Below are 19,690 nucleotides of genomic sequence, written 5' to 3'. Positions count from 1 at the left end.
GGCGGCGCCGCTGCGGGCGAAGGCGATGCCGAGGTCCAGGACGTCGGGGGCGCGGTCCTGGCCCTTGCGGGACTTGACGGCGGCTATCTCGTCGGTGCTGCCGGCGGAGCTGAAAGCGGCGGGGGCGCGATCTGCGGGTCGACGGTGGTCATACGGCGGCCTCCGAGCTCGGGTCCGGGAAGGGCTCGGCCCAGGTGGGGCTGGTCCAGTGGCCCGGTACGCGCGCCTCCGGGGGCCGGGCGAAGGGGACCTCCCCGGCCGGCCGGGCGGAGCCCTTCGCCAGCAGCCGCAGGTAGATCTCCTGGAAGGCCGCCACGTTCTGCTCGACGGTGAAGAGCTCCAGGGCCCGCGCCCGCGCGGCGGCGCCGAGCCGCTGCGCCCGCTCGGGGTCCCGCAGCAGCGACAGGCACGCGTCGGCCAGCGCCCGCGGATTGCGCGGCGGCACGACGAGCCCGGTGCCGCCGATGACCTCGAACACCGCGCCCACGTCGGTGGAGACGGTGGCCCGGCCGCAGAGCATCGCCTCGGCCAGGGTCACCGGGAAGCCCTCGATCACGGAGGACAGCACGACGACGCGCCCGGCACCGTACGCCTCGGCCGGGGAGGGCGCCTCGGGCCCGCCGATCTCCTCGAAGGTGACGGGGTTCTCCCCGGCCGTGACCGCGTCGGCCGCCTCGTCGGGGAAGAGCTGCGCGGCCAGCGAGCGGCAGTCCGCGAGGTAGCCGGGGGCCGCGGCCGTGGCGAAGATCCGCAGCCGGGTGTCGGGCGCGGCCCGGCGGACCTCGGCGAAGGCGTGCAGCAGGGCGATGAGGTCCTTCGCGGGCTCTATGCGGCCGACCCACACGAGCGTGTCGGGGTCCCCGCAGTCCGCGGCCTCCCCGACGGAGGCGAATCGGTCCGCCTCCATCCCCGGGTAGACGGTGCGCAGCCGCTCGCGGGTGGCGCCGCACTTCTCCTGCCAGCGCCGGGCGTGCGCGTTGCCGGGGGTCAGGAAGTCGGCCCGGGCGTAGATCTCGACGGCCAGCCGCAGGTGGAAGGCCGCGAGCAGGGCCCGTACGGCGGGGCGGTCGGCCGGCTCGCGCCGTGCGTCGAGCTGGGCGAGGTAGTGGGCCCGGAGCTGGACCCCGTACTCGGTCACCAGCAGCGGGACTCCGCAGAAGCGTTTGGCCAGCAGGCCCGGGAGGGCCGCCACCCCGCCCGCCGCCGCGTGGCAGATGTCGGCCGCGCCGAGACCGCCGGGGTCCTCGTACCAGTCGAGGGACAACGGCCGCAGCAGCCGCTCCAGTTCGTCCACGAACTCCAGCAGGTCGGTCACCTGCGCCGCCCGTACGGTGCCGCTCGCGCCCGGCGCCCGGCAGGCCGACTCCAGGGCGCGCACCGCGGACTCGGAGCGCAGTGCGGCGTACAGCCCGCCCTGTTCGCGGGCGAGTTCGGCGAGTCCGTACAGCCCGGAGGCGAAGGGGTCGGGGGCGCCGGCGCAGATCCCCTGGACCAGTTCCCGGAAGCACTCGCCGAACCGCCGGCGCTCGCGCCGGGAGTAGCTCCGCCCGTCGTCCGCGGGGGCCCACAGGGGGGCCGTCCGGACGCAGGTGACGTGCTCGGGCAGCGGGACCCGTGCGCGTTCCTGCTCGGCGGTGCGGCTCAGGGCGTAGAGCTCGAACTCGTGCTGCGGGAGCCCGCGCACGAGCCGGTCGCACCACAGCCTCGCCTCTCCCGTCGCATACGGATAACCACCTTCCGTGACCAGTCCGATCCGCACGAGTGGCACCCCCGATCTCCCGTTCAGGCGGTCGCCGTCGGTCAGGCGACCCGCCGCGGGAGAACTCAAGCGGATATGCCGAAGGCGCGACGGACGGTTGTCCGTCGCGCCACCGGAAGGGGTGAAGAGTCGTAACTTTCCCGTACGGTTCGCGTTCGAGCACGCTAGAAGTACGGCCTGACGACTAGGCGAAGGCCTCCTGCCGCGAGGTGCGGCGCTCGGCGGCCCGTACGGGGTCCAGTGCCGGGACCGCGGCCAGCAGGCGGCGGGTGTACGCGTGGGCCGGGCGGTCGTAGACCTCGTCCACCGGGCCCTCCTCCACGATCTCGCCGGCCCGCATGACGGCCACCCGGTCGCTGACCTGCCGGACGACCGCCAGGTCGTGCGCGATGAAGACCAGGGCGATGCCGAGCTCCCGCTGGAGCTCCGCCAGCAGGGCGGTGACCTGCGCCTGCGTGGTCACGTCGAGGGCGGAGACCGGCTCGTCGCAGACGATCAGCCGGGGGCGGGGCGCCAGGGCCCGGGCGATGCCGACCCGCTGGCGCTGGCCGCCGCTGAACTCGTGCGGGTAGCGGTCGTAGTGCCCCGGCTCCAGCCCGACGCGCAGCAGCAGCTCCCCGACCCGGGCCCGCACGGCCGCCTCGTCCCGTTCCCCGGCCGCGCGCAGCGGGTCGGCGATGGACTCGCCGATGGAACGGCGCGGGTTGAGGGAGGACACCGGGTCCTGGAACACCATCTGCACGCCGTCCGTGATGCCGACGGCCTCGGCGCCGTCCCGGCGCACCTGCCCGGAACTGGGCTCCAGCAGCCCGACGAGCATCCGCCCGAGCGTGCTCTTGCCGCTGCCGCTCTCCCCCACGATCCCCAGCGTCTCGCCGGGCCGCACGGCGAGCGACACCCCGTCCACGGCCACGACCCGCCGCTTCCCCCGCCCGAACTCCCTCCGCAACCCGAACACTTCGACCACGGGCTCCCCGACATCCTTCAGCCCCGCCGGAGCCGAACCCAGCCCCGCCGGCGATTGAGGCGCGGGTCCGGGCAGAGCCCGGGAGACCCGCGGCCCGTCAAGCCTCGGCACCGCCGCCAGCAAGGCCTTGGTGTACGGGTCGGCGGGCGCCGAGAGCACCGCCCCCACCGCCCCCCGCTCCACGGCGGAGCCACCCCGCATGACCAGCAGCTCGTCCACGCTCTCCGCCGCCACCCCCACGTCGTGGGTGACCAGCAGCAGCCCGAGCCCCCGCTCCTCCCGCAGCCCGTGCAGCAGGTCCAGGATCTGCGCCTGGACGGTGACGTCCAGCGCGGTGGTCGGCTCGTCGGCGATCAGCAGCCGCGGCTCGCACGCCAGCGCCATCGCGATGAGGGCCCGCTGCCGCATGCCGCCGCTGAACTCGTGCGGCCGCGCGCGGGAGCGGCGTACCGCGTCCGGGATGCCGACCCGGTCCAGCACCTCGACGGCCCGCGCCCGCGCGGCCCGCCGGGAGACGTCCGCGTGGACCCGGTACACCTCGGCGATCTGGTCGCCGATGGCGTAGTACGGGTCGAGGGAGCTCAGCGGGTCCTGGAAGACCATGGCGGCGGTCCCGCCGCGCAGCCGGCGCAGCTCGGCGGCCGGGGCCGAGGCCACGTCGGTGCCGCCCACCCGGACGGTGCCGGTCAGCCGTGCGCCCGTACCGCGGTGCAGTCCCAGCAGGGCGGCGGCCACGGTGGACTTGCCGCTGCCGGATTCGCCCACGATGCCCAGGGCGCGTCCCGCGTCCAGGGTGAAGGAGAGCGCGTCCACGGCCCGTACGTACTCCCCCGCGCCGCCGACCGGGAAGTCGACCACGAGGCCGTCGACCTCCACCAGTGGTTCCGTCATGCGAGGGTCACCCTTCGGTCCGCGGCGGCGTACAGCAGGTCGGCGATCGCGCCGGCGAGGACCACGGCCGTGCCGATGGCCAGGACGACGCCGACCACGACGGGCAGGTCGACGACCCGTACCCCGTCGATGAGGGTCTTGCCGAGTCCGGGGATCCCGAACAGCGACTCGGTCAGCACGGCGCCGCCGATCATCGTGCCGAAGTCCACGGCGCTGAGGGCGATCACGGGGGCCACCGCGCCGCGCACCGCGTGCCGGGTGACGACGGCCCGCTCCCCCACCCCGTAGGCGCGGAAGGTGCGGATGTGGTCCTCGGCGAGTGTCTCCAGGGTCGAACTGCGCGTGAGCCGCGCGTATTTGGCGCTTTCGAAGAGGCCGAGCGTCACCCATGGCAGGAGCAGGTTCCAGGCCCACTGCTCGGGGTCCTCGGTCAGCGGCACGTACGTCGGGAAGGGCAGCCACTGGAGGTAGGCGCAGACGCTCATGAGCAGCAGCAGGCCCAGGATGAAGACGGGGGTGCCGGTCCCGGCGAGCGTGAGGACGGTCAGGGCCCGTTCGGTGATGCCGCCGCGGCGCAGCGCGGACAGCAGTCCGGTGCCGACGCCGACCACCAGCCAGATCACCAGCGCGCCCAGCGCGAGGGAGAGGGTGGCGGGCAGCCGCTCCAGGATGAGCTCGGTGACCTGCTGGTCGTTCTGGTACGAGAATCCCAGGCAGGGTGCGTCGCAGTGCAGGACGAGCCCGGCGCCGCCGGAGTAGTCGCGGCCGACCAGCAGTCCCTGGAGGAAGTGCAGGTACTGAGTGAGCGCCGATTCGTTGAGTCCGAGCTGTTCGCGCACCTGGGCGATCTGCGCCGGGTTGCAGCGTTCCCCGCAGGCGAGCCGGGCGGGGTCGCCGGGGGCGAGGTAGAAGAGTGCGTAGATGAGGACGGACAGGGTGAGCAGCACGAGCAGTGCGCCGCCGGTCCGTTTGAGCACGAAGCGGGTCACTGCTTGCGCTCCTTTCTGGTGCCGACCCGCAGGCGGGAGCCTTCGCGCGGGTCGAGGGCCGTGCGGACGGCGTCGCCGAGCACGGTGAAGGCGAGCACGGTGACGAAGAGCAGCCCGGCGGGGAGCAGGACGTAGGTGGGGTCGGCGCGGAACCAGGTCTGGGCGCTGGACAGCATCTGTCCCCAGGACGGAGTGGGCGGTTTCACGCCGACCCCGAGGAAGGACAGCGAGGCCTCGGCCACCATGGCGGTGGGGACCTTGATCGCGGCGAAGGTGATGACGGGCGCGGCCAGCGAGGGCAGCAGTTCGCGGCGGGCGATCCGCAGCGTGCTGTTGCCGGAGAGCCGGGCGGCGTCCACGAAGTCCAGGCCGCGCAGGGCGAGGGTCTGGGCGCGCACCATCCGGGCGACGCCGCCCCAGTCGAGCAGTCCGATGATCAGGATCAGCAGCAGCGGCCGCGGGAAGTCGGGCGGGACCACGGCGGTGAGGGCGATGCCGAGCACCAGCATGGGCAGGGCGATCATCACGTCGGTGAACCGGCCGATGAGCTGTCCCACGAAGCGGTTGCCGAGGGCGGCGGCGAGCCCGGCGGCCACCCCGACGGCGGTCTGTACGGCGGTGGCGCCGAGGGCGACGAGCAGGGAGACCCGGGCGCCGTAGGCGAGCCGGGTGAACAGGTCGCGGCCGGTGCCCGGTTCGACGCCGAGCCAGTGGTCGGCGGAGATCCCGCCGAAGGAGCCGTACGGGACGCCGCCGCGCGCGGAGTCGACGAGGTCGTCGTGGTACGCGTTCGGGTCCTGGCCGGTGAGCTGGGCGAGCAGGGGTGCGGTGAGGGCGACCACGACGAGCAGGGCGAGGACGCCGGCGGCCGCGAGGGCCGCGGGGCGGCGGCGCAGGCGCCGCCCGATCTGGCGGACGGCGCCCGCGCCCGGGGTGACGATCCCGGGCGCGGGCACCGATCGTTCGGCGGTGACGGTCACTTGACGGAGACCTGCGAGATGTCGAGGACGCCCGTCCAGTCACTGATCACGACGTTCTTGACGTCCTTGCCGACGAGCCGCTTGTAGACCGGGTGGAAGAGCGGCACGTCGAGGGCCTGCTCGCCGATCTTCTTGTCGAGGGCGCCCCAGCGCTTGCCGGCCGCCGCGAGGTCGGTCAGCTTGGCGATCTCGTCGATCTCGGTGTTGACGGCCGGGTCGTCGAGCTGCGCGTGGTTGTAGTTGGAGCCGTTGGTCACGATCTGCCGGCCGTCGAAGATCGGGGCGAGGAAGGGGCCGCCGGACGGCCAGTCGGCGCCCCAGCGGGAGAGGAAGAAGCCGGGGGTGTTCTTGGCGTCCCAGCGCTTCTCGTTGAAGGCGTTGTTCTCCAGTCCCTCCAGCTTGACGGTGATGCCGGCGGCGGCGAGCGACTGCTGGACGGCGGTGGCGACCTCGGGGCTGGTCTGGCGGTTCTGCGCGGTGGAGTGGGTCAGGGTGACGGTGACGCCGTCGGGGAAGCCCGCTTCCGCCAGCAGCTGCTTGGCCTTGGCCGGGTCGCCGGTCTTGCCCGCGGGGAAGTGGTCGTAGGGGGTGAAGCCGAAGGCCTCGCGCTCGGGCAGGAAGGTGGTGGCGGGCTCGGCGAGGGCGGAGCCGCCGGCGGCGTTGATCACGCTGGTGCGGTTGATGGCGTAGGAGACGGCCTGGCGGACCTTCGGGTTGTCGAAGGGGGCCACCTCCGGGTTGAAGGCGAGGTAGTTGACGTAGCCGAAGTGGCCGGTGCCGACGCGCCCCTCCAGCTCCTTGTTGCTGCCGATCTGCGCGAGTTCGGCGGGCCCGAGGTTGGTGTCGGTGGTGATGGCCGCCGCGTCGGGGCCGGAGCTGGTGGACAGGCGCTGGTTGATGACGGCGGCGTCCAGCCCGGAGCGGACGTCGATCTTGTCCGGGTAGGCCTTGCGCTCCTCGTCGGTCTTCTCGTCCCAGTGCTCGTTGCGCTCCAGGGTGAGGTGCTCGCCGTCGTTGTCGTTCTTGACGACCTTGTACGGGCCGGAGGAGACGGGGTGCTCCTCGTACTTGACCCCGGTGTCCTTGGCCTTGGGGACGGGTGCGAACTGCGTCTGGGTGGCGACGAAGGGGAATTCGCCCTCGGGCTTGCGCAGTTTGAAGACGATCGTCTTCGCGTCGGGCACGACGATCGAGTCGAGGCCCTTGCCGCCGTCCTTGTAGGGGCCCTCGTACGTCTCCCCGCCGACCAGCCAGTCGCGCAGGTAGGGGGCGCCGCCCGAGAGCTCGCCGGCGAAGGACCGCTCGATGCCGTACTTGATGTCGGCGGTGGTGATCGGGGAGCCGTCCTCGTACTTCAGCCCGTCCTTGAGCGTGTACGTCCACTCGGTGGCGTCCGCGTTGGGCTTGCCGGTGTCGGTGGCCAGGTCGGGCACGACCTTGGTGCCGGCCGCCCCGGCTTCGCGGTTGCGGGTGGTCAGCGTGCGGAAGACCAGCGAGGGAACGTTTCCGCCGCCCGAGGTGTAGAGGCGTGCCGGGTCGAAGTCGCTCTGCGGCTCGGAGTTGAGGACGGTCAGGGTGCCGCCCTTCTGCGGCGCACCCCCGGCGGCGCCCGGCTTGTCGCCCGAACCGGCCTTGTCCGCGCCGTCCTTGGGCCCGCAGGCGGCGGCGCCCCCGGCCAGTACGAGGCTGACGGCGACCGCGGCCACGCGGCGCGATATGTGGGACTGACGCAACATCGGAGAAGGACCTCTCGGCGTGAAGGAGGAAAAGGGAGGAGAAGGCCACGCCAGGGGCAGCGATCGGCGCCGGAAAAGGGGTCACCGATAACGAAAGGAGCCGCGCCTGCGGGCATGCGTACACCCGGGCGCGGCGAAATGGGGAAAGGGTCGCGGCGCTTCAGGCAGGCGTCAGCGACAGAGGATGTCGGCCACGCTGTGCGCGGTCACACCAAGCAGCGCCAGCTCAATGGCGGCGCTCGCGGTCATGGTGTGGTGCTGCGACATGCGGAGAACCATCGCCGATGATCGGACGGATTGTCAACGCGGGTTCCCGCCCCGGTTCCGCCCTCCGTCATCAACTACCGGGGTGCACCCAGGGGTTGGCCTTGCACTGGATTCCGCCGATGTCGAGGGACTTCGTCTGCTGCTGCATGATCGGCGCGAGCGCGCCCGGGGTCTGACAGTTCACGTGCCCGTGTCCGAGCCGGTGGCCGACCTCGTGGTTGATGAGCATCTGGCGGTAGGCGAACATCTGGTCCGGGCCGTAGGTCGTGGAGCCCTGCGCCCAGCGGAACGCGTTGATCATGACCCGGGAGGTCGACGCGGAGTCGCAGGAGACGTTGTCGACGGTGGTGTCGAGGTCGGACTTGGCGCACCAGACCCCGGTGGTCCCGGGGCTGGCCAGCGTGATCACGAAATCGGCCTCGCCGCCCGGCACCCGCTCGAAGGTCATCGCGCCCCCGTGGGCCCAGCTGCGCGGGTCGTTGAGGGTGCGCTGGACCGCCTCGGCGAACAGCTGCGGGTCCAGGCCCAGGCCCTGCTCGACGTCGACGCGGTAGCGCACGAGCCTGCCCTTGCCGGGGGCCTTGGCCACACCGGGCACGGTGTCGAAGGTCCCGGGGCCGGTGAGCTTCGCGTCGATCGGCAGCTGCTGGGCCATCTGCTGCTCGTACGTCAGCTCCGGCGCGGGTGCGGGTGCGGCGGAGGGCGCCGCGGGCGCGGCCGCCGCCGCGTCCGGGGTGGGGCGGCCGTCCGAGCGGGAGGCGGCCGTGTCGGAGCGGCCCTCGCCGGGGGCGGCCGCCGTACCGGTCTTGGCGCCGTCGCCGTCGGCGATCACCTGGCCCGCGACGACGACGGCGAGGACGGTGGTGACGGCCGCGGCGGCCATGCCGGTGTACGTACGGACCTTGTGGCCGCGGCTGGAGCCGGGGGGCTCCTCGACGGGATCGACCGGTTTTCGCGGCCCGGGCACGCGGCGGTGCGAGCCGGTGGAGGTGAAGGGGTCGGGCTCGGGCTCCGGAGCCGGCACGGGGGCCGGGAACGGGTCCGCGGCCGGCCGGTCCAGGACCACCTGCGGGAAGCCCACGGCGGGCGTGCCGAAGGCGGGGGTGTCGGAGTCCAGGAGGGCCGCGCCCGCGGCGGGGGCCGCCGGGGCCGCGCCGCCGGTGGCGCGGCGCGGGCGCGGGACGCCGTGCCAGTCCCCGTACACGGAGTCGGGGCGGGCCCCCCAGGCGCCGCCGGGCTCGTACTGCTGGGGGTGGCCCCCGGCCCGCGCGCCGGCGAACGGCGGGTCCTGGGAGACGTACCCCTGGTGGTTCACGGTGGGCTCGGGCCACTGCGCGGCGGGCGCTTCCCCGTACGGGTACGGCCACGGCTCGTACTCCGCCTGCGGCGGGGCGGGAGCGGGCGCCGCGGCGGGAGCCGGGGCCGGGCTCGGGGCCTTGCGACTATGTCGTCCCACGGTCCTCAGCCTCTGCCGTCTTCGGTATCTCGGTCGGTCTCGCCCTCGCCCGTGCCGGTGTCGTGCAGCAGCTCCCGGAAGGCGGCCGCGACCACCTCGGGGTGCTCCATCATCGCCACGTGCCCGGCCTCGGGCAGGCTCAGCAGCCGCGAACCCCGGAAGGCCGCGGCGGCCTTGTGCGCCATACGGTACGAGACCAGTTGGTCCCGGCCACCGTAGACCAGCAGGGACGGCGCGAGAACCCGCTGTGCCTGGCGCCACAGCCCGTGCTGGCCACCGAGGGTGTAGGCGTCGACGATGCCGCGCGAGGAGCGGGTCATCGCCTCCCAGAAGTACGGCAGGGCCATCCGCCGCTCCATCTCCTCGACGGCGTGCCGGAACCCCTCGGGTGTCACCCGGGAGGGGTCTCCGTAACAGAGGTCCGTCACCCCGCGGGTGCGCTGCTCGGCGCTGAGCCCCCGCGTCAACCGGCTGAACAGCCCCGCCACCCCCGGTACGGCGAGCAGGGCGGTCGGCACGGCCGACTTCTGCACGCGCAGTTCGGGCAGGGCGGGCGAGATCAGCGTGAGGGTGCGCACGAGGTCGGGCCGGACGGCCGCGACCCGGGTGGAGACGGCGCCGCCCAGGGAGTTCCCGAACAGGTGGACCGGACCGCGTCCGGCGGCGTCGAGGTGGCGGATGACGGCGCGGGCGAACGCGGTGACGGAGTAGTCGCGGTCGGCCGGCGGCGGGGACCAGCCGAAGCCGGGCAGGTCCAAGGCCTCGCCGTCGACGGTGTCGGCCAGCTGCGCCATGAGGTCCGACCAGTTCTGCGAGGAACCGCCCAGTCCGTGCACGAACAGCGCGGGCGGCAGCCCCGTGCGCAGGGGCGGGCGCACCCGCACGGCCAGTTCCAGCCCGGGCAGCGCGGCGGTGCGCAGCTGCTCTCCTTCGGCCACCCGGACGGCTCCCACCAGGGAGGACAGCTCGGCGGTGGACCGTACGCCCGGCAGCTCGGTCGAAGACATGCGGGCAATGTTACGAGACGATCACGCTCCACCTCCTGTGTTCGCGGTCACAGACACAAGCGGATCCGGATCCGCATAGCGGTGCATCCGCGATCCTCCTAGGCTCATAGGTGAGAGCAAGGAAGCGAGGGGAGCGGCATGACTGTCGACCCTGCGGAGCCGGACACCTTCCGGGAGCAGTTTCCGGAAACCCTCGATCCTGAGGCGCCCGAGGCGGATGTGGCGGAGCAGCTGGCCGACCTCCGGCCGGACGAGGACGACCCGATCACCGGGGCGGAGGTGGGCGAGGCCGCGGACGGGGATGCGGCCGAGCAGGCACGGGTGGTGCCGCTGGACGAGGACGACTACCGCTGACCGACCTCCGACCGACCGCTGACCAGCGCCTCCGGGCCGTCCGTACCGCGAGAAAACTCGGCTTGAACCCTCCAGATTCGGTTACCGAAAAGTACGATGGCGGGCGCGGCGCAGAGCGCACTGTGTTCTTAGAGAAAGTGGGAGGCGGCGTGACAGCCATCGAGCAGACCGAGGCAGCGCGTCCGCGGGGCACGCGACTGCCGCGCCGAGCCCGGCGCAACCAGCTCCTGGGCGCGGCCCAGGAGGTTTTCGTCGCGCAGGGTTACCACGCGGCGGCGATGGACGACATCGCCGAGCGTGCCGGAGTGAGCAAGCCGGTGCTGTACCAGCACTTCCCCGGCAAGCTCGACCTGTACCTGGCGCTGCTGGACCAGCACTGCGAGGCCCTGCTGCTGGCGGTGCGCACCGCGCTCGCGTCGACGACGGACAACAAGCTGCGCGTGGCCGCGACGATGGACGCGTACTTCGCGTACGTGGAGGAGGAGGGCGGCGCCTTCCGGCTGGTCTTCGAGTCCGACCTGACGAACGAGCCGGCGGTGCGCGAGCGCGTGGACCGGGTCTCGCTCCAGTGCGCCGAGGCCATCTGCGAGGTCATCGCCGAGGACACCGGCCTGTCCCGGGACGAGTCGATGCTGCTGGCCGTGGGCCTGGGCGGGGTCTCTCAGGTCGTGGCCCGCTACTGGCTGTCCAGCGAGAGCCCGGTCGCCCGTGACACGGCGGTCGGCCTGCTGACGTCACTCGCCTGGCGCGGTATCGCCGGCTTCCCGCTGCACGGCGCCGAGCCGAGTCCCGAACTGGGCTGACCCGATCGGCCCGCGGCCCGTACCTGCCGTTGTTCGCTGCCAGCGTGTCCGTTCCGCGCGGTCCCCATCCCCTCACCGGGCTAATGTGGACCGCGTACGGCGCGGCTGATCGCGCGAACCGGATCGTCGGAGGGACAAAGCCGTGGAGGTCAAGATCGGCGTGCAGCACGCACCCCGGGAGATCGTGCTGGAGAGCGACCTGAGCGCCGAGGAGCTGGAGAGCATCGTCACCGCGGCGCTGTCCGGCAACGAGCCGCTGCTGAGCCTCACCGACAACAAGGGCCGCAAGGTCCTGGTGCCGTCCGACCGCCTGTCGTACGTCGACCTGGGTGAGCCGAGCGTGCGCAAGGTCGGCTTCGGCGCGCTCTGAGAACTGTCGCAAACGGCCCGGTGGTTGCTTCCACCGGGCCGTTTCCCTTTCTTCCGCTTCGGGTAGGACGGCAGTGACCCGGTTTGCCCTGACGTATGGGAGAGACCTCATGCTGCTGATGGAAGTGCTCGGCTCCGCTCTGTTGGGCCTCGCCCTGTCCGCAACAGCCGCCCGAGTGCTCGCACGCCGGCTGCCGTCCTCGAGAGTGGTGCTGGTCAGCGGTGTGCTGGGGGCGTTGTTCGGGGCGTATCTGACCCACTTCGCGCTGGGCCCCGGGCACAACACGCTGACCGCGACCTTCGTCGGCGCGGTGCTCGTGTCGGCGGTGGTCCTGTCCCTGTTGCTCCGTCCGGCCGCCGGGCCCCGCAGGCCCGCCCGCAGGACTCCGTTTTCACTCCCGTCGCAAGGCTGATCCCTGAGGACCTCCTGACGGACGTAGGTCGGCCCCGGCGCGCATCGTGCGCGCCGGGGCCGACGTACGTGGCCCTGTGGGGCCCTGTGGAGCCGTGTGGCGGCGTCCGGTCAGGCGGCGAGGCCGAGGGCCGCCATCCGCTTGGTGTGCGCCTTGGTGATCCGGGTGAACATCTCGCCGACGGCCGCCAGGTCGAAGCCCGCCGCCATTCCGTCGACGCCGCCGACCAGCATGGTCGAGAGGGCGTCACGCTCGGCGACGACGCGCTGCGCCTGCGAGAGGGCCTCGCCCATCAGCCGGCGGGCCCACAGCGCGAGCCGGCCGCCGCAGCGCGGGTCGGCCTCGATCGCGGCGCGCACCTTCTCGACGGCGAAGTTGCCGTGGCCGGTGTCGTCGAGCACGCCGAGCACGAGCGCGCGGGTGTCGGTGTCCAGGTGGGAGGCGACCTCGCGGTAGAAGTCGCTGGCGATGGAGTCGCCGACGTACGCCTTGACCAGGCCCTCCAGCCAGTCCGAGGGAGCGGTCTGGCGGTGGAAGTCGTCGACGCCCTTGGCGAAGGGCTGCATGGCGGCGGTGGGCTCGACCTCGATGGCCGTGAGCCGGTCCCGCAGCCGCTCGAAGTGGTGGAACTCGGCGGAGGCCATCGCAGCGAGCTCGGCCTTGTCGTCCAGGGTGGGCGCGAGCTTCGCGTCCTCCGCGAGGCGCTCGAAGGCCGCGAGCTCGCCGTACGCGAGGGCGCCGAGCAGGTCCACGACGGCGGCCCGGTACTGCGGCGAGGCAGAGGCGGTCGCCCAGTCCTGGGAAGCGATTCCGACGGCTTCGGCGGGCGCGCTGTCGTCGGCGGGCGAGGCGTTTTCTACGGTCGACATGCTCCGCACAATAGCCCGCCGAATGGCCCTCCAAGGCACCATGCCGGTTGACTGCCTGTCCAGCTAAACGCGTCTACCCGGTGAATTCACCCGACACACCTGCGCGATTCCGAGGTACAGTGGTAATGCGCCTGCCGAATACTCGGCGGGCCATCCGAATGAGGATGCCCGGTCGGTGGCCCGATCGGCTCCAACCGACCGCCCTCGGTGTGGTGCGTACGTTCATGCGTACCGCCTCCCACGAGGGGCCCCCTCAGCGGCAGATGCGCCTGAGCGAAGGCTAGTGGTCCCGCGCAGCTTCGTACGTAGCAGTACTGCAAGCACGGCACGGTACGACCCCCCTCGCCGCCTCGCGCCGCGTCTCACAGAAGAGGCAGCACCCTGACTACGTTCCGAGACCTCGGGATCTTTCCCGAGACGGCCGAGGCCCTTGAGGCCGTCGGCATCGTGTCCCCCTTCCCGATCCAGGAGATGACCCTTCCCGTCGCCCTTTCCGGCACGGACGTCATCGGCCAGGCCAAGACCGGTACCGGCAAGACGCTCGGTTTCGGCCTTCCCCTGCTGGAGCGGGTCGTCGTCCCCGCGGACGTGGAGGCCGGCCGGGCCAAGCCCGAGCAGCTGACCAACGCCCCGCAGGCCCTCGTGGTGGTTCCGACCCGCGAGCTGTGCACCCAGGTCACCAACGACCTCCTGACCGCAGGCAAGGTCCGCAACGTCCGCGTCCTCGCCATATACGGCGGCCGCGCGTACGAGCCCCAGGTCGAGGCGCTCAACAAGGGCGTCGACGTGATCGTCGGCACCCCGGGCCGCCTGCTCGACCTGGCCGGGCAGAAGAAGCTCGACCTGTCGCACGTCAAGGCGCTCGTCCTGGACGAGGCCGACGAGATGCTCGACCTGGGCTTCCTGCCCGACGTCGAGAAGATCATGAACTACCTGCCGGCGAAGCGGCAGACGATGCTGTTCTCGGCGACCATGCCGGGCGCGGTCATCGGCCTCGCCCGCCGGTACATGACGCAGCCCACGCACATCCGCGCCGTCTCCGAGGACGGCGAGGGCGCGACCGTCGCCAACATCGCGCAGCACGTCTTCCGCGCGCACAACATGGACAAGCCGGAGCTCGTCTCCCGCATCCTGCAGGCCGAGGGCCGTGGCCTGGCCATGATCTTCTGCCGTACCAAGCGCACGGCGGCCGACATCGCCGAGCAGCTGGAGAAGCGCGGCTTCGCCTCGGGCGCCGTCCACGGCGACCTGGGCCAGGGTGCGCGCGAGCAGGCGCTGCGCGCGTTCCGCAACGGCAAGGTCGACGTGCTGGTGTGCACCGACGTCGCCGCGCGCGGCATCGACGTCGAGGGCGTCACCCACGTCATCAACTACCAGACGCCCGAGGACGAGAAGACCTTCCTGCACCGCGTGGGCCGCACCGGCCGCGCGGGCAACAAGGGCATCGCCGTCACGCTGGTCGACTGGGACGACATCCCGCGCTGGCAGCTGATCAACAAGGCGCTGGAGCTGGACTTCCACGACCCGGTGGAGACGTACTCCACGTCCCCGCACCTGTTCGAGCAGCTGAACATCCCGGCCGGCACCAAGGGCATCCTGCCGCGCGCCGAGCGCACGCGGGCCGGCCTGAAGGCCGAGAACCTGGAAGACCTGGGCGAGACCGGCGGCCGCGGTGGCCGTGGCGGGCGCTCCGGTCCGGCCGCCGCCGCCGTGGTGACCGAGGAGCGCCCCGCGCGCACCCGTACGCCGCGTCAGCGCCGCCGCACCCGTGGTGGTACGGAGCTGGCCGAGGGCGCCGAGGCCGCCGCCGTCACCCCCGTGGTGGACGCGCCGGCCGCTCCGGCCGCCGACGAGCCGCGCCGGCCGCGCCGCCGCCGCACCCGTGTGGGCGCGGTTCCGGCTCAGGCCGTGGAGACCGCTCAGGTCGTGGAGGCCGCTGCGGCCGCCGTGGTCGAGGCTCCCGTGGCCGCGGTGACCCCGGTCGCCGAGGAGGCCCCGGCCAAGCCGCGGCGCGCCCGCACCCGCAAGGTCGTGGAGAGCGCCCCGGAGCCGGACTTCCAGATGGCGGCGCCCGTCGAGCCCGCGCCCGTCCGGGTGCGCCGCCCGCGCAAGGTCGTGGCGAGCGCCCCCGAGCCGGACTTCCAGATGGCCCCGCCGGTCGAGCCGGTCAAGGCCCGGCGCACCCGCAAGGTCGCGGCCGCCCCGGTGACCCCGGTCGCCGAGGCCGTCGCCGTGGCCGAGGAGGCGCCGGTCAAGCCGAAGCGCACCCGCACCCGCAAGGTCGCGGAGGCGGCTCCGGTCGCGGCCGAGGCCGTCGCGGTGGCCGTGGCGGAGGAGGCTCCGGTCAAGCCGAAGCGGACCCGTACGCGCAAGGTCGCCGAGGCCGCTCCGGTCGCCGAGGCCGCCGCCGTGGCCGAGGAGGCGCCCGCCAAGCCGAAGCGCACCCGCACCCGCAAGGTCGCGGCCGCCCCGGAGGCGTAAGCACCCGAGCACCGCACCGACGGCCCCGTCCCCCTTCCGAGGGGGCCGGGGCCGTCGGCGTACCCGGGGTGTCTCCCGCGGTCGTCCGGGGTCAGTCCGGGTCAGTCCGGGTCAGCCCGGGGGAGGCTGCGCCCGGAATCTACGGGCCGGTAACCTCTGGCCCATGAGCAAGCCGCCGCGCCTGACCCTGCCCTCCGCCGCCCGCGCGTACCTCCTCACCACCGATCGCGGCGGGTTCGCCGTGCACGAAGCCGGTGAGCCCGTCCGCGGCACCGCCCTGCTGGTCCCCGGTTTCACGGGCAGCAAGGAGGACTTCATCGGCCTCCTGGAGCCGCTGGCCGCCGCCGGGTACCGGGTGGTCGCCGTCGACGGGCGCGGCCAGTACGAGAGCCCGGGCCCGCGCGAGGAGGCGCCGTACGCCCTGGAGGAGCTGGCGCTGGACGTGCTCGCGCAGGTCCGCGCCCTGGGATCGGACCGCGTGCACCTGGTCGGGCACTCGCTCGGCGGGCTGATCTCGCGCGCCGCGGTGCTCCGCGACCCCTCGCCCTTCGCCTCGCTCACGCTGCTGAGCAGCGGGCCCGCCGCGATCACCGAGGAGCAGCAGGCGCGTACGAAGCTGCTGGTGGCGGCGCTGGAGGCGATGGGCGGGGACATGCCCACCATCTGGGCGGCGATGCGTGCCCACGACCCGCAGGACGCGGCCGCGGACTCCGCCGAGCTGGCGGAGTTCCTGCGCGGGCGGTGGGTGGCGACCGTTCCCGAGCAGCTGATCGTGACGGGACGGGTGCTGATCTCCGAGCCCGACCGGGTGGCGGAGCTGGGCCGGACCGGGCTGCCGAAGCTGGTCCTGTCGGGAGCCGTCGACGACGCGTGGCCGGTCCCGCTGCTGGACGAGATGGCCCGGCGCCTGGGCGCCGAGCGGGTGGTCGTCCCCGGGACGGGGCACTCCCCGAACGCCGAGGATCCGGCCGTCACGGCCGCCGCGCTGGCCACCTTCTGGGACACCTGCACCGGCTAGTACTTAGCCAGTGAAAAAATTTCCTTAGCGTAGGGAATGATTGCGGCCTACACTTCGTTGAACCAGTGCAAGGGAAACACTGACGAAGGGAGAAGCCCCATGCGCTTCGAGATTCTGCGCCTGGACGACGTCGACGGATCCGCCGTGGACAGCACCGTCGTGGACGCGGCCTCCGTCAACCGGATCGTGCAGCAGGCCGCAGCCGTCGGCCAGCGCATTCTGATCCGACCGGCCGAGAGCGCGTCCATCTGACGCCCGCACGAAAAAACGTTCGCGCCCCCGCACCGATCCGGTGCGGGGGCGTTCGCATGCGCGGGGCCGTCGGGTCAGGCGCCGTGTACGACCTGGAGCACGCCGTTGATGATCTGCTGGACGGCGATCGCCGAGAGCATCATGCCGGCGAGCCGCGTCACGAGGACGACGCCGCCGTCCTTGATGACCCGGATGATCACCAGCGAGTAGCGCATGGTGATCCACAGCACGACGTGCATGGCGATAATGGCGGCCCAGACGGAGACCTGGCCGACGGGCCCGTCCGCCTTCTGCACGGCCAGGATCACGGACACGATCGCACCGGGCCCGGCGAGCAGCGGCATGCCCAGCGGCACCAGGGCCACGTTCACGTCCTTGGTCTGCTTCGGCTCGTCGGTCTTGCCGGTGAGCAGGTCCAGCGCGATGAGCAGGAGCAGCAGACCACCGGCGATCATCAGCGCCGGGACGGAGACGTGCAGGTAGTCCAGGATCTGCTGACCGCAGATGCCGAAGACGGCGATGACACCGAAGGCCACGCACACGGCCTGCCAGGCCATGCGGCGCTGCACCTTGACGGGGCGGCCGGAGGTCAGGGCGAGGAAGATCGGCGTGATCCCCGGGGGGTCCATAATCACAAAAAGCGTGAGAAAAAGGGATCCGAAGACGGCGAAATCAAACACAGTGATGCCTTGCAGGAGAGAGGGGTGTCGCGAAAAGGACGGGGGACGGGTGGAGCGGGCCGGGAGGGGCCGGTCAGCGCTCGCGTCCGCCCGCGCCGGGCACGGGGAAGGCCCCGGTCGCACGGCGCGTGATCTCGCCGTAGATCTCGGGGTCGGTCGTGTACTCCCCGAGGCGGCAGGCCTTGCGGCTGCCGTGGTAGTCGCTGGACCCGGTGGTCAGCAGTCCGAGGTCGCCCGCCAGGCCGCGCAGCCGTGCGCGGGTGCCGGCGTCGTGGTCCATGTGGTCCACCTCGATGCCGTCCAGACCCGCGGCCGCCAGCTCGGCTATCGCGGACTCGGGCACGCACCGGCCGCGCTTGACGGCGGCGGGGTGCGCGAAGACGGTGACGCCGCCGGCCGCCTTGACCAGGCGGATGGCGTCGAAGGGGTCGAGTTCGTGCTTCTCGGCGTACGCGCGGCCGCCGTCGGCGAGCCAGTCGGGCGTGAAGGCGTCCGAGACGGTGGGCACGACACCCAGCTCGACCAGGGCGGTGGCGACGTGCGGCCGTCCGACCGAGCCGTCACCGGCGATCCGCGCCACCTGCTCCCAGGTGACGTCGACGCCGAGCGCCCGCAGCTTGTCGACCATGGTCCGGGCCCGGGGGGTGCGGTCGTCCCGGACGAGCTCCCGCTCGCGGGCCAGCTCGGGCTCCTCGGGATCGAAGAGGTACGCGAGCATGTGCACGCCGATCCCGTCGAGCCGGCAGGACAGTTCGGCCCCGGTCACGAGGGTCAGTCCGGCGGGAAGGGCCGCGAGGGCCTCCCCGTATCCGCCCACCGTGTCGTGGTCGGTCAGCGCGACCACGTCCAGTCCCGCGGCGGCGGCATGGCGCACCAGCTCGGCGGGGGTGTCCGTACCGTCGGATGCCGTGGAGTGGGCGTGCAGGTCGATGCGCACAGCCGAGCTCCAGGGGTCGTACGGACGGGGGGCACTCCAGGATAACCGGGGCGGAGGGCCCGATTCGCCCCGGAAGGATCTACGTCGGGCCCAGGATGCGGGGGCTCAGGGCCCCGCAAGGAAGGAGCTCGACCTCCGCTCCCGCGTCGCGGAGGTCGGTGAGGACGAGCTCGTCGTACATGAGGAGGCCGGACTGCTCCGGCCAGACGATGGCCCAGAGCCACAGGCCCCTCGCCTCCCCCGCGAAGACGGCCCGGTCGTCGGGGGCTCCGTTCAGGTGCCACAGCGGGCTCGGGCGGCCCGCGGCGACCACCTTGGCGTGGGGCGGTGACGAGATGTCGATGTAGGGGCCGGGGTCGGGCCCGTCGATGCCCGCGTACCGCGCACCGAGTCCCACGCCCAGTTCCTCGGCGACGAGCACCAGCTCGCCGATGCCGCCCAGCGGGCCGGGGCCCGAACAGGCCACGGCCGTCGCCCGGCCACCGCTGCGGTCGTCACCGGCGGACGCGATCCCGGTGAACAGCCACCCCACCGGCAGCGGCCACGGCATCCACACCGGCACCCGGGACCGGTGCACCACGACGCCCAGGCCTTCGACACTGGGCGGGATGACGGGCTGGAGGGGGTGGACAGCGCCGTGCAGCGCACACTGCCAGGAGTCGGAGAAAAGTCCGGGCGCCCTGACCCGGCCACCGCACTTCGGGCAACTTGGTTCACCCCTCATAGGAAGCCACGCTCCTCCCCGCCCGGCCGCCAGTCAAGGCGCGGTCACCCGTCCGGGCCGTCAGTCCAGCGCGACGGCGGTACGCAAAGGGTCCCTCAGGTCCGTCCCGCGCGCGAGCCAGCGTTCCTGGAGCGCGGCCGCCCCGTGCACCCGCTTCCACGCGGCCTCGTTCGCCGTCATGGGCAGCAGGGGCAGGAACTGCACGGGATCCATGGGCTCGTCGAGCTCCAGGTCCTCCACCAGACCGCCGGGTTCCGCCACGAGTACGGAGCTGAAGGGCGCCCCGTCCCAAAGCGGATCGCCCACGTCCAGCGAGGCCCCGGGAGCCACGACGAGCCCCTCGACCTGCGGGGACGCGGCCAGCACCGCGAGCGGCCTGAGCAGTTTGTCGGTGGGCGCCAGCCCGCCCCGTACGGTCAGCACCAGCTCGGCGCGCGGGCCCCGTACGGGGTCGGCCACCACTGCGGTCGGATCGGTCATCGGGTGCGCGGACATCCCGAGGGTCGCGTACCGCACGAGGTCGCCCTCGGCGAAACGGAGTACCTCGATGCGGTCGGTGCCCAGGAAGGTGACGGCGGCGCGGGCGTCGGGGTCACCGAACGCGCTGCGCAGCCGGGCCTCGACGAGAGCCAGAATTTCTGCCATGGAGCGAGCATAGAACTCGTATCAGGCGGGTAAAGGGCGGGCCTTGACCATCCGTCGACTGATAGTGTTGACAGCTGTTCGGGGCCGCATGCC

Annotated in this window: 20 protein-coding genes; 7 read left to right on the top strand and 13 right to left on the bottom strand. The window is 72.7% G+C overall.

Annotated features, from left to right (window positions below; all coding sequences use genetic code 11):
• Positions 1 to 148: 148 nt before the first annotated feature.
• The 8 genes from AB0D29_RS32480 to AB0D29_RS32445 form a co-directional block, all read right to left on the bottom strand.
• The gene (locus tag AB0D29_RS32480) at positions 149 to 1,759 is read right to left on the bottom strand and encodes a DUF3492 domain-containing protein (protein WP_362859132.1); all 1,611 of its coding nucleotides are present in this window, start codon (positions 1,757 to 1,759) and stop codon (positions 149 to 151) included.
• Between the two features lie 184 nt (positions 1,760 to 1,943).
• On the bottom strand, positions 1,944 to 3,617 hold the full coding sequence (locus AB0D29_RS32475) for an ABC transporter ATP-binding protein (protein ID WP_362859130.1): 1,674 nt from the start codon (positions 3,615 to 3,617) through the stop codon (positions 1,944 to 1,946).
• The gene (locus AB0D29_RS32470; RefSeq protein WP_030709987.1) at positions 3,614 to 4,606 is read right to left on the bottom strand and encodes an ABC transporter permease; all 993 of its coding nucleotides are present in this window, start codon (positions 4,604 to 4,606) and stop codon (positions 3,614 to 3,616) included. The genes AB0D29_RS32475 and AB0D29_RS32470 overlap by 4 nt, the downstream gene beginning before the upstream one ends.
• Entirely contained in the window at positions 4,603 to 5,562 is a 960-nt protein-coding gene (locus tag AB0D29_RS32465; protein ID WP_362859141.1) for an ABC transporter permease, read from the bottom strand. The genes AB0D29_RS32470 and AB0D29_RS32465 overlap by 4 nt, the downstream gene beginning before the upstream one ends.
• A gap of 20 nt (positions 5,563 to 5,582) precedes the next feature.
• Positions 5,583 to 7,322 carry an ABC transporter substrate-binding protein gene (locus AB0D29_RS32460; RefSeq protein ID WP_362859128.1) on the bottom strand — a complete coding sequence of 580 codons (1,740 nt, stop codon included), beginning with the start codon at positions 7,320 to 7,322 and terminating at the stop codon, positions 5,583 to 5,585.
• Positions 7,323 to 7,493: 171 nt separating this feature from the next.
• Positions 7,494 to 7,589 carry an Ms4533A family Cys-rich leader peptide gene (locus tag AB0D29_RS32455; protein WP_351301183.1) on the bottom strand — a complete coding sequence of 32 codons (96 nt, stop codon included), beginning with the start codon at positions 7,587 to 7,589 and terminating at the stop codon, positions 7,494 to 7,496.
• 70 nt (positions 7,590 to 7,659) lie between these two features.
• Complete coding sequence (locus AB0D29_RS32450) at positions 7,660 to 9,045, bottom strand: DUF3152 domain-containing protein (protein ID WP_362859126.1); 1,386 nt, start codon at positions 9,043 to 9,045, stop codon at positions 7,660 to 7,662.
• Between the two features lie 5 nt (positions 9,046 to 9,050).
• Positions 9,051 to 10,052 carry an alpha/beta hydrolase gene (locus tag AB0D29_RS32445; protein ID WP_362859125.1) on the bottom strand — a complete coding sequence of 334 codons (1,002 nt, stop codon included), beginning with the start codon at positions 10,050 to 10,052 and terminating at the stop codon, positions 9,051 to 9,053.
• Positions 10,053 to 10,190: 138 nt separating this feature from the next.
• Here AB0D29_RS32445 and AB0D29_RS32440 point away from each other — a divergent pair, with 138 nt between their 5' ends.
• The 4 genes from AB0D29_RS32440 to AB0D29_RS32425 all read left to right on the top strand — a co-directional run bounded on the left by AB0D29_RS32440 (position 10,191) and on the right by AB0D29_RS32425 (position 11,991).
• Complete coding sequence (locus AB0D29_RS32440) at positions 10,191 to 10,406, top strand: hypothetical protein (protein ID WP_362859123.1); 216 nt, start codon at positions 10,191 to 10,193, stop codon at positions 10,404 to 10,406.
• A gap of 149 nt (positions 10,407 to 10,555) precedes the next feature.
• Complete coding sequence (locus AB0D29_RS32435) at positions 10,556 to 11,209, top strand: TetR/AcrR family transcriptional regulator (RefSeq protein WP_362797309.1); 654 nt, start codon at positions 10,556 to 10,558, stop codon at positions 11,207 to 11,209.
• Between the two features lie 142 nt (positions 11,210 to 11,351).
• A complete protein-coding gene (locus AB0D29_RS32430) occupies positions 11,352 to 11,579 on the top strand; it encodes a DUF3107 domain-containing protein (RefSeq protein ID WP_030709995.1) in 228 nt (75 codons plus the stop codon).
• 112 nt (positions 11,580 to 11,691) lie between these two features.
• Complete coding sequence (locus tag AB0D29_RS32425) at positions 11,692 to 11,991, top strand: hypothetical protein (protein ID WP_362859139.1); 300 nt, start codon at positions 11,692 to 11,694, stop codon at positions 11,989 to 11,991.
• Positions 11,992 to 12,101: 110 nt separating this feature from the next.
• Here AB0D29_RS32425 and AB0D29_RS32420 read toward each other — a convergent pair whose 3' ends face one another.
• On the bottom strand, positions 12,102 to 12,860 hold the full coding sequence (locus AB0D29_RS32420; protein WP_351304838.1) for a ferritin-like fold-containing protein: 759 nt from the start codon (positions 12,858 to 12,860) through the stop codon (positions 12,102 to 12,104).
• Positions 12,861 to 13,307: 447 nt separating this feature from the next.
• On the opposite strand from AB0D29_RS32420, the gene AB0D29_RS32415 reads away from it, so the two are divergent.
• From AB0D29_RS32415 to AB0D29_RS32405, 3 genes are all read left to right on the top strand, one after another.
• Positions 13,308 to 15,341: a DEAD/DEAH box helicase gene (locus AB0D29_RS32415; protein WP_362859122.1), complete on the top strand. Its 2,034-nt coding sequence runs from the start codon at positions 13,308 to 13,310 to the stop codon at positions 15,339 to 15,341.
• Between the two features lie 163 nt (positions 15,342 to 15,504).
• Complete coding sequence (locus tag AB0D29_RS32410; protein ID WP_362859120.1) at positions 15,505 to 16,359, top strand: alpha/beta hydrolase; 855 nt, start codon at positions 15,505 to 15,507, stop codon at positions 16,357 to 16,359.
• Positions 16,360 to 16,458: 99 nt separating this feature from the next.
• Entirely contained in the window at positions 16,459 to 16,611 is a 153-nt protein-coding gene (locus tag AB0D29_RS32405; RefSeq protein ID WP_199808063.1) for a hypothetical protein, read from the top strand.
• A 74-nt stretch (positions 16,612 to 16,685) separates the two neighbouring features.
• Here AB0D29_RS32405 and AB0D29_RS32400 read toward each other — a convergent pair whose 3' ends face one another.
• The 4 genes from AB0D29_RS32400 to AB0D29_RS32385 all read right to left on the bottom strand — a co-directional run bounded on the left by AB0D29_RS32400 (position 16,686) and on the right by AB0D29_RS32385 (position 19,597).
• A complete protein-coding gene (locus AB0D29_RS32400) occupies positions 16,686 to 17,291 on the bottom strand; it encodes a MarC family protein (RefSeq protein WP_362859118.1) in 606 nt (201 codons plus the stop codon).
• 73 nt (positions 17,292 to 17,364) lie between these two features.
• Positions 17,365 to 18,228 carry a PHP domain-containing protein gene (locus tag AB0D29_RS32395; protein WP_362859116.1) on the bottom strand — a complete coding sequence of 288 codons (864 nt, stop codon included), beginning with the start codon at positions 18,226 to 18,228 and terminating at the stop codon, positions 17,365 to 17,367.
• A gap of 79 nt (positions 18,229 to 18,307) precedes the next feature.
• Complete coding sequence (locus AB0D29_RS32390) at positions 18,308 to 18,952, bottom strand: DUF6758 family protein (RefSeq protein ID WP_362859114.1); 645 nt, start codon at positions 18,950 to 18,952, stop codon at positions 18,308 to 18,310.
• 60 nt (positions 18,953 to 19,012) lie between these two features.
• Complete coding sequence (locus AB0D29_RS32385; RefSeq protein WP_362859112.1) at positions 19,013 to 19,597, bottom strand: suppressor of fused domain protein; 585 nt, start codon at positions 19,595 to 19,597, stop codon at positions 19,013 to 19,015.
• Positions 19,598 to 19,690 lie beyond the last annotated feature (93 nt).

This window comes from Streptomyces sp. NPDC048424 (assembly GCF_040651555.1).
GTDB lineage: Bacteria > Actinomycetota > Actinomycetes > Streptomycetales > Streptomycetaceae > Streptomyces.
Note: the sequence above shows the minus strand (reverse complement) of the source record. Positions and strands in the feature narration are given on the sequence as shown.

Bases quoted from the DNA above. Each gene is read 5' to 3' on its own strand.
- AB0D29_RS32440 (WP_362859123.1), top strand. From the start codon at position 10,191: ATGACTGTCGACCCTGCGGAGCCGGACACCTTCCGGGAGCAGTTTCCG.
- AB0D29_RS32410 (WP_362859120.1), top strand. From the start codon at position 15,505: ATGAGCAAGCCGCCGCGCCTGACCCTGCCCTCCGCCGCCCGCGCGTAC.
- AB0D29_RS32390 (WP_362859114.1), bottom strand. From the start codon at position 18,952: ATGAGGGGTGAACCAAGTTGCCCGAAGTGCGGTGGCCGGGTCAGGGCG.
- AB0D29_RS32405 (WP_199808063.1), top strand. From the start codon at position 16,459: ATGCGCTTCGAGATTCTGCGCCTGGACGACGTCGACGGATCCGCCGTG.
- AB0D29_RS32460 (WP_362859128.1), bottom strand. From the start codon at position 7,322: ATGTTGCGTCAGTCCCACATATCGCGCCGCGTGGCCGCGGTCGCCGTC.
- AB0D29_RS32455 (WP_351301183.1), bottom strand. From the start codon at position 7,589: ATGTCGCAGCACCACACCATGACCGCGAGCGCCGCCATTGAGCTGGCG.
- AB0D29_RS32420 (WP_351304838.1), bottom strand. From the start codon at position 12,860: ATGTCGACCGTAGAAAACGCCTCGCCCGCCGACGACAGCGCGCCCGCC.
- AB0D29_RS32445 (WP_362859125.1), bottom strand. From the start codon at position 10,052: ATGTCTTCGACCGAGCTGCCGGGCGTACGGTCCACCGCCGAGCTGTCC.
- AB0D29_RS32385 (WP_362859112.1), bottom strand. From the start codon at position 19,597: ATGGCAGAAATTCTGGCTCTCGTCGAGGCCCGGCTGCGCAGCGCGTTC.
- AB0D29_RS32475 (WP_362859130.1), bottom strand. From the start codon at position 3,617: ATGACGGAACCACTGGTGGAGGTCGACGGCCTCGTGGTCGACTTCCCG.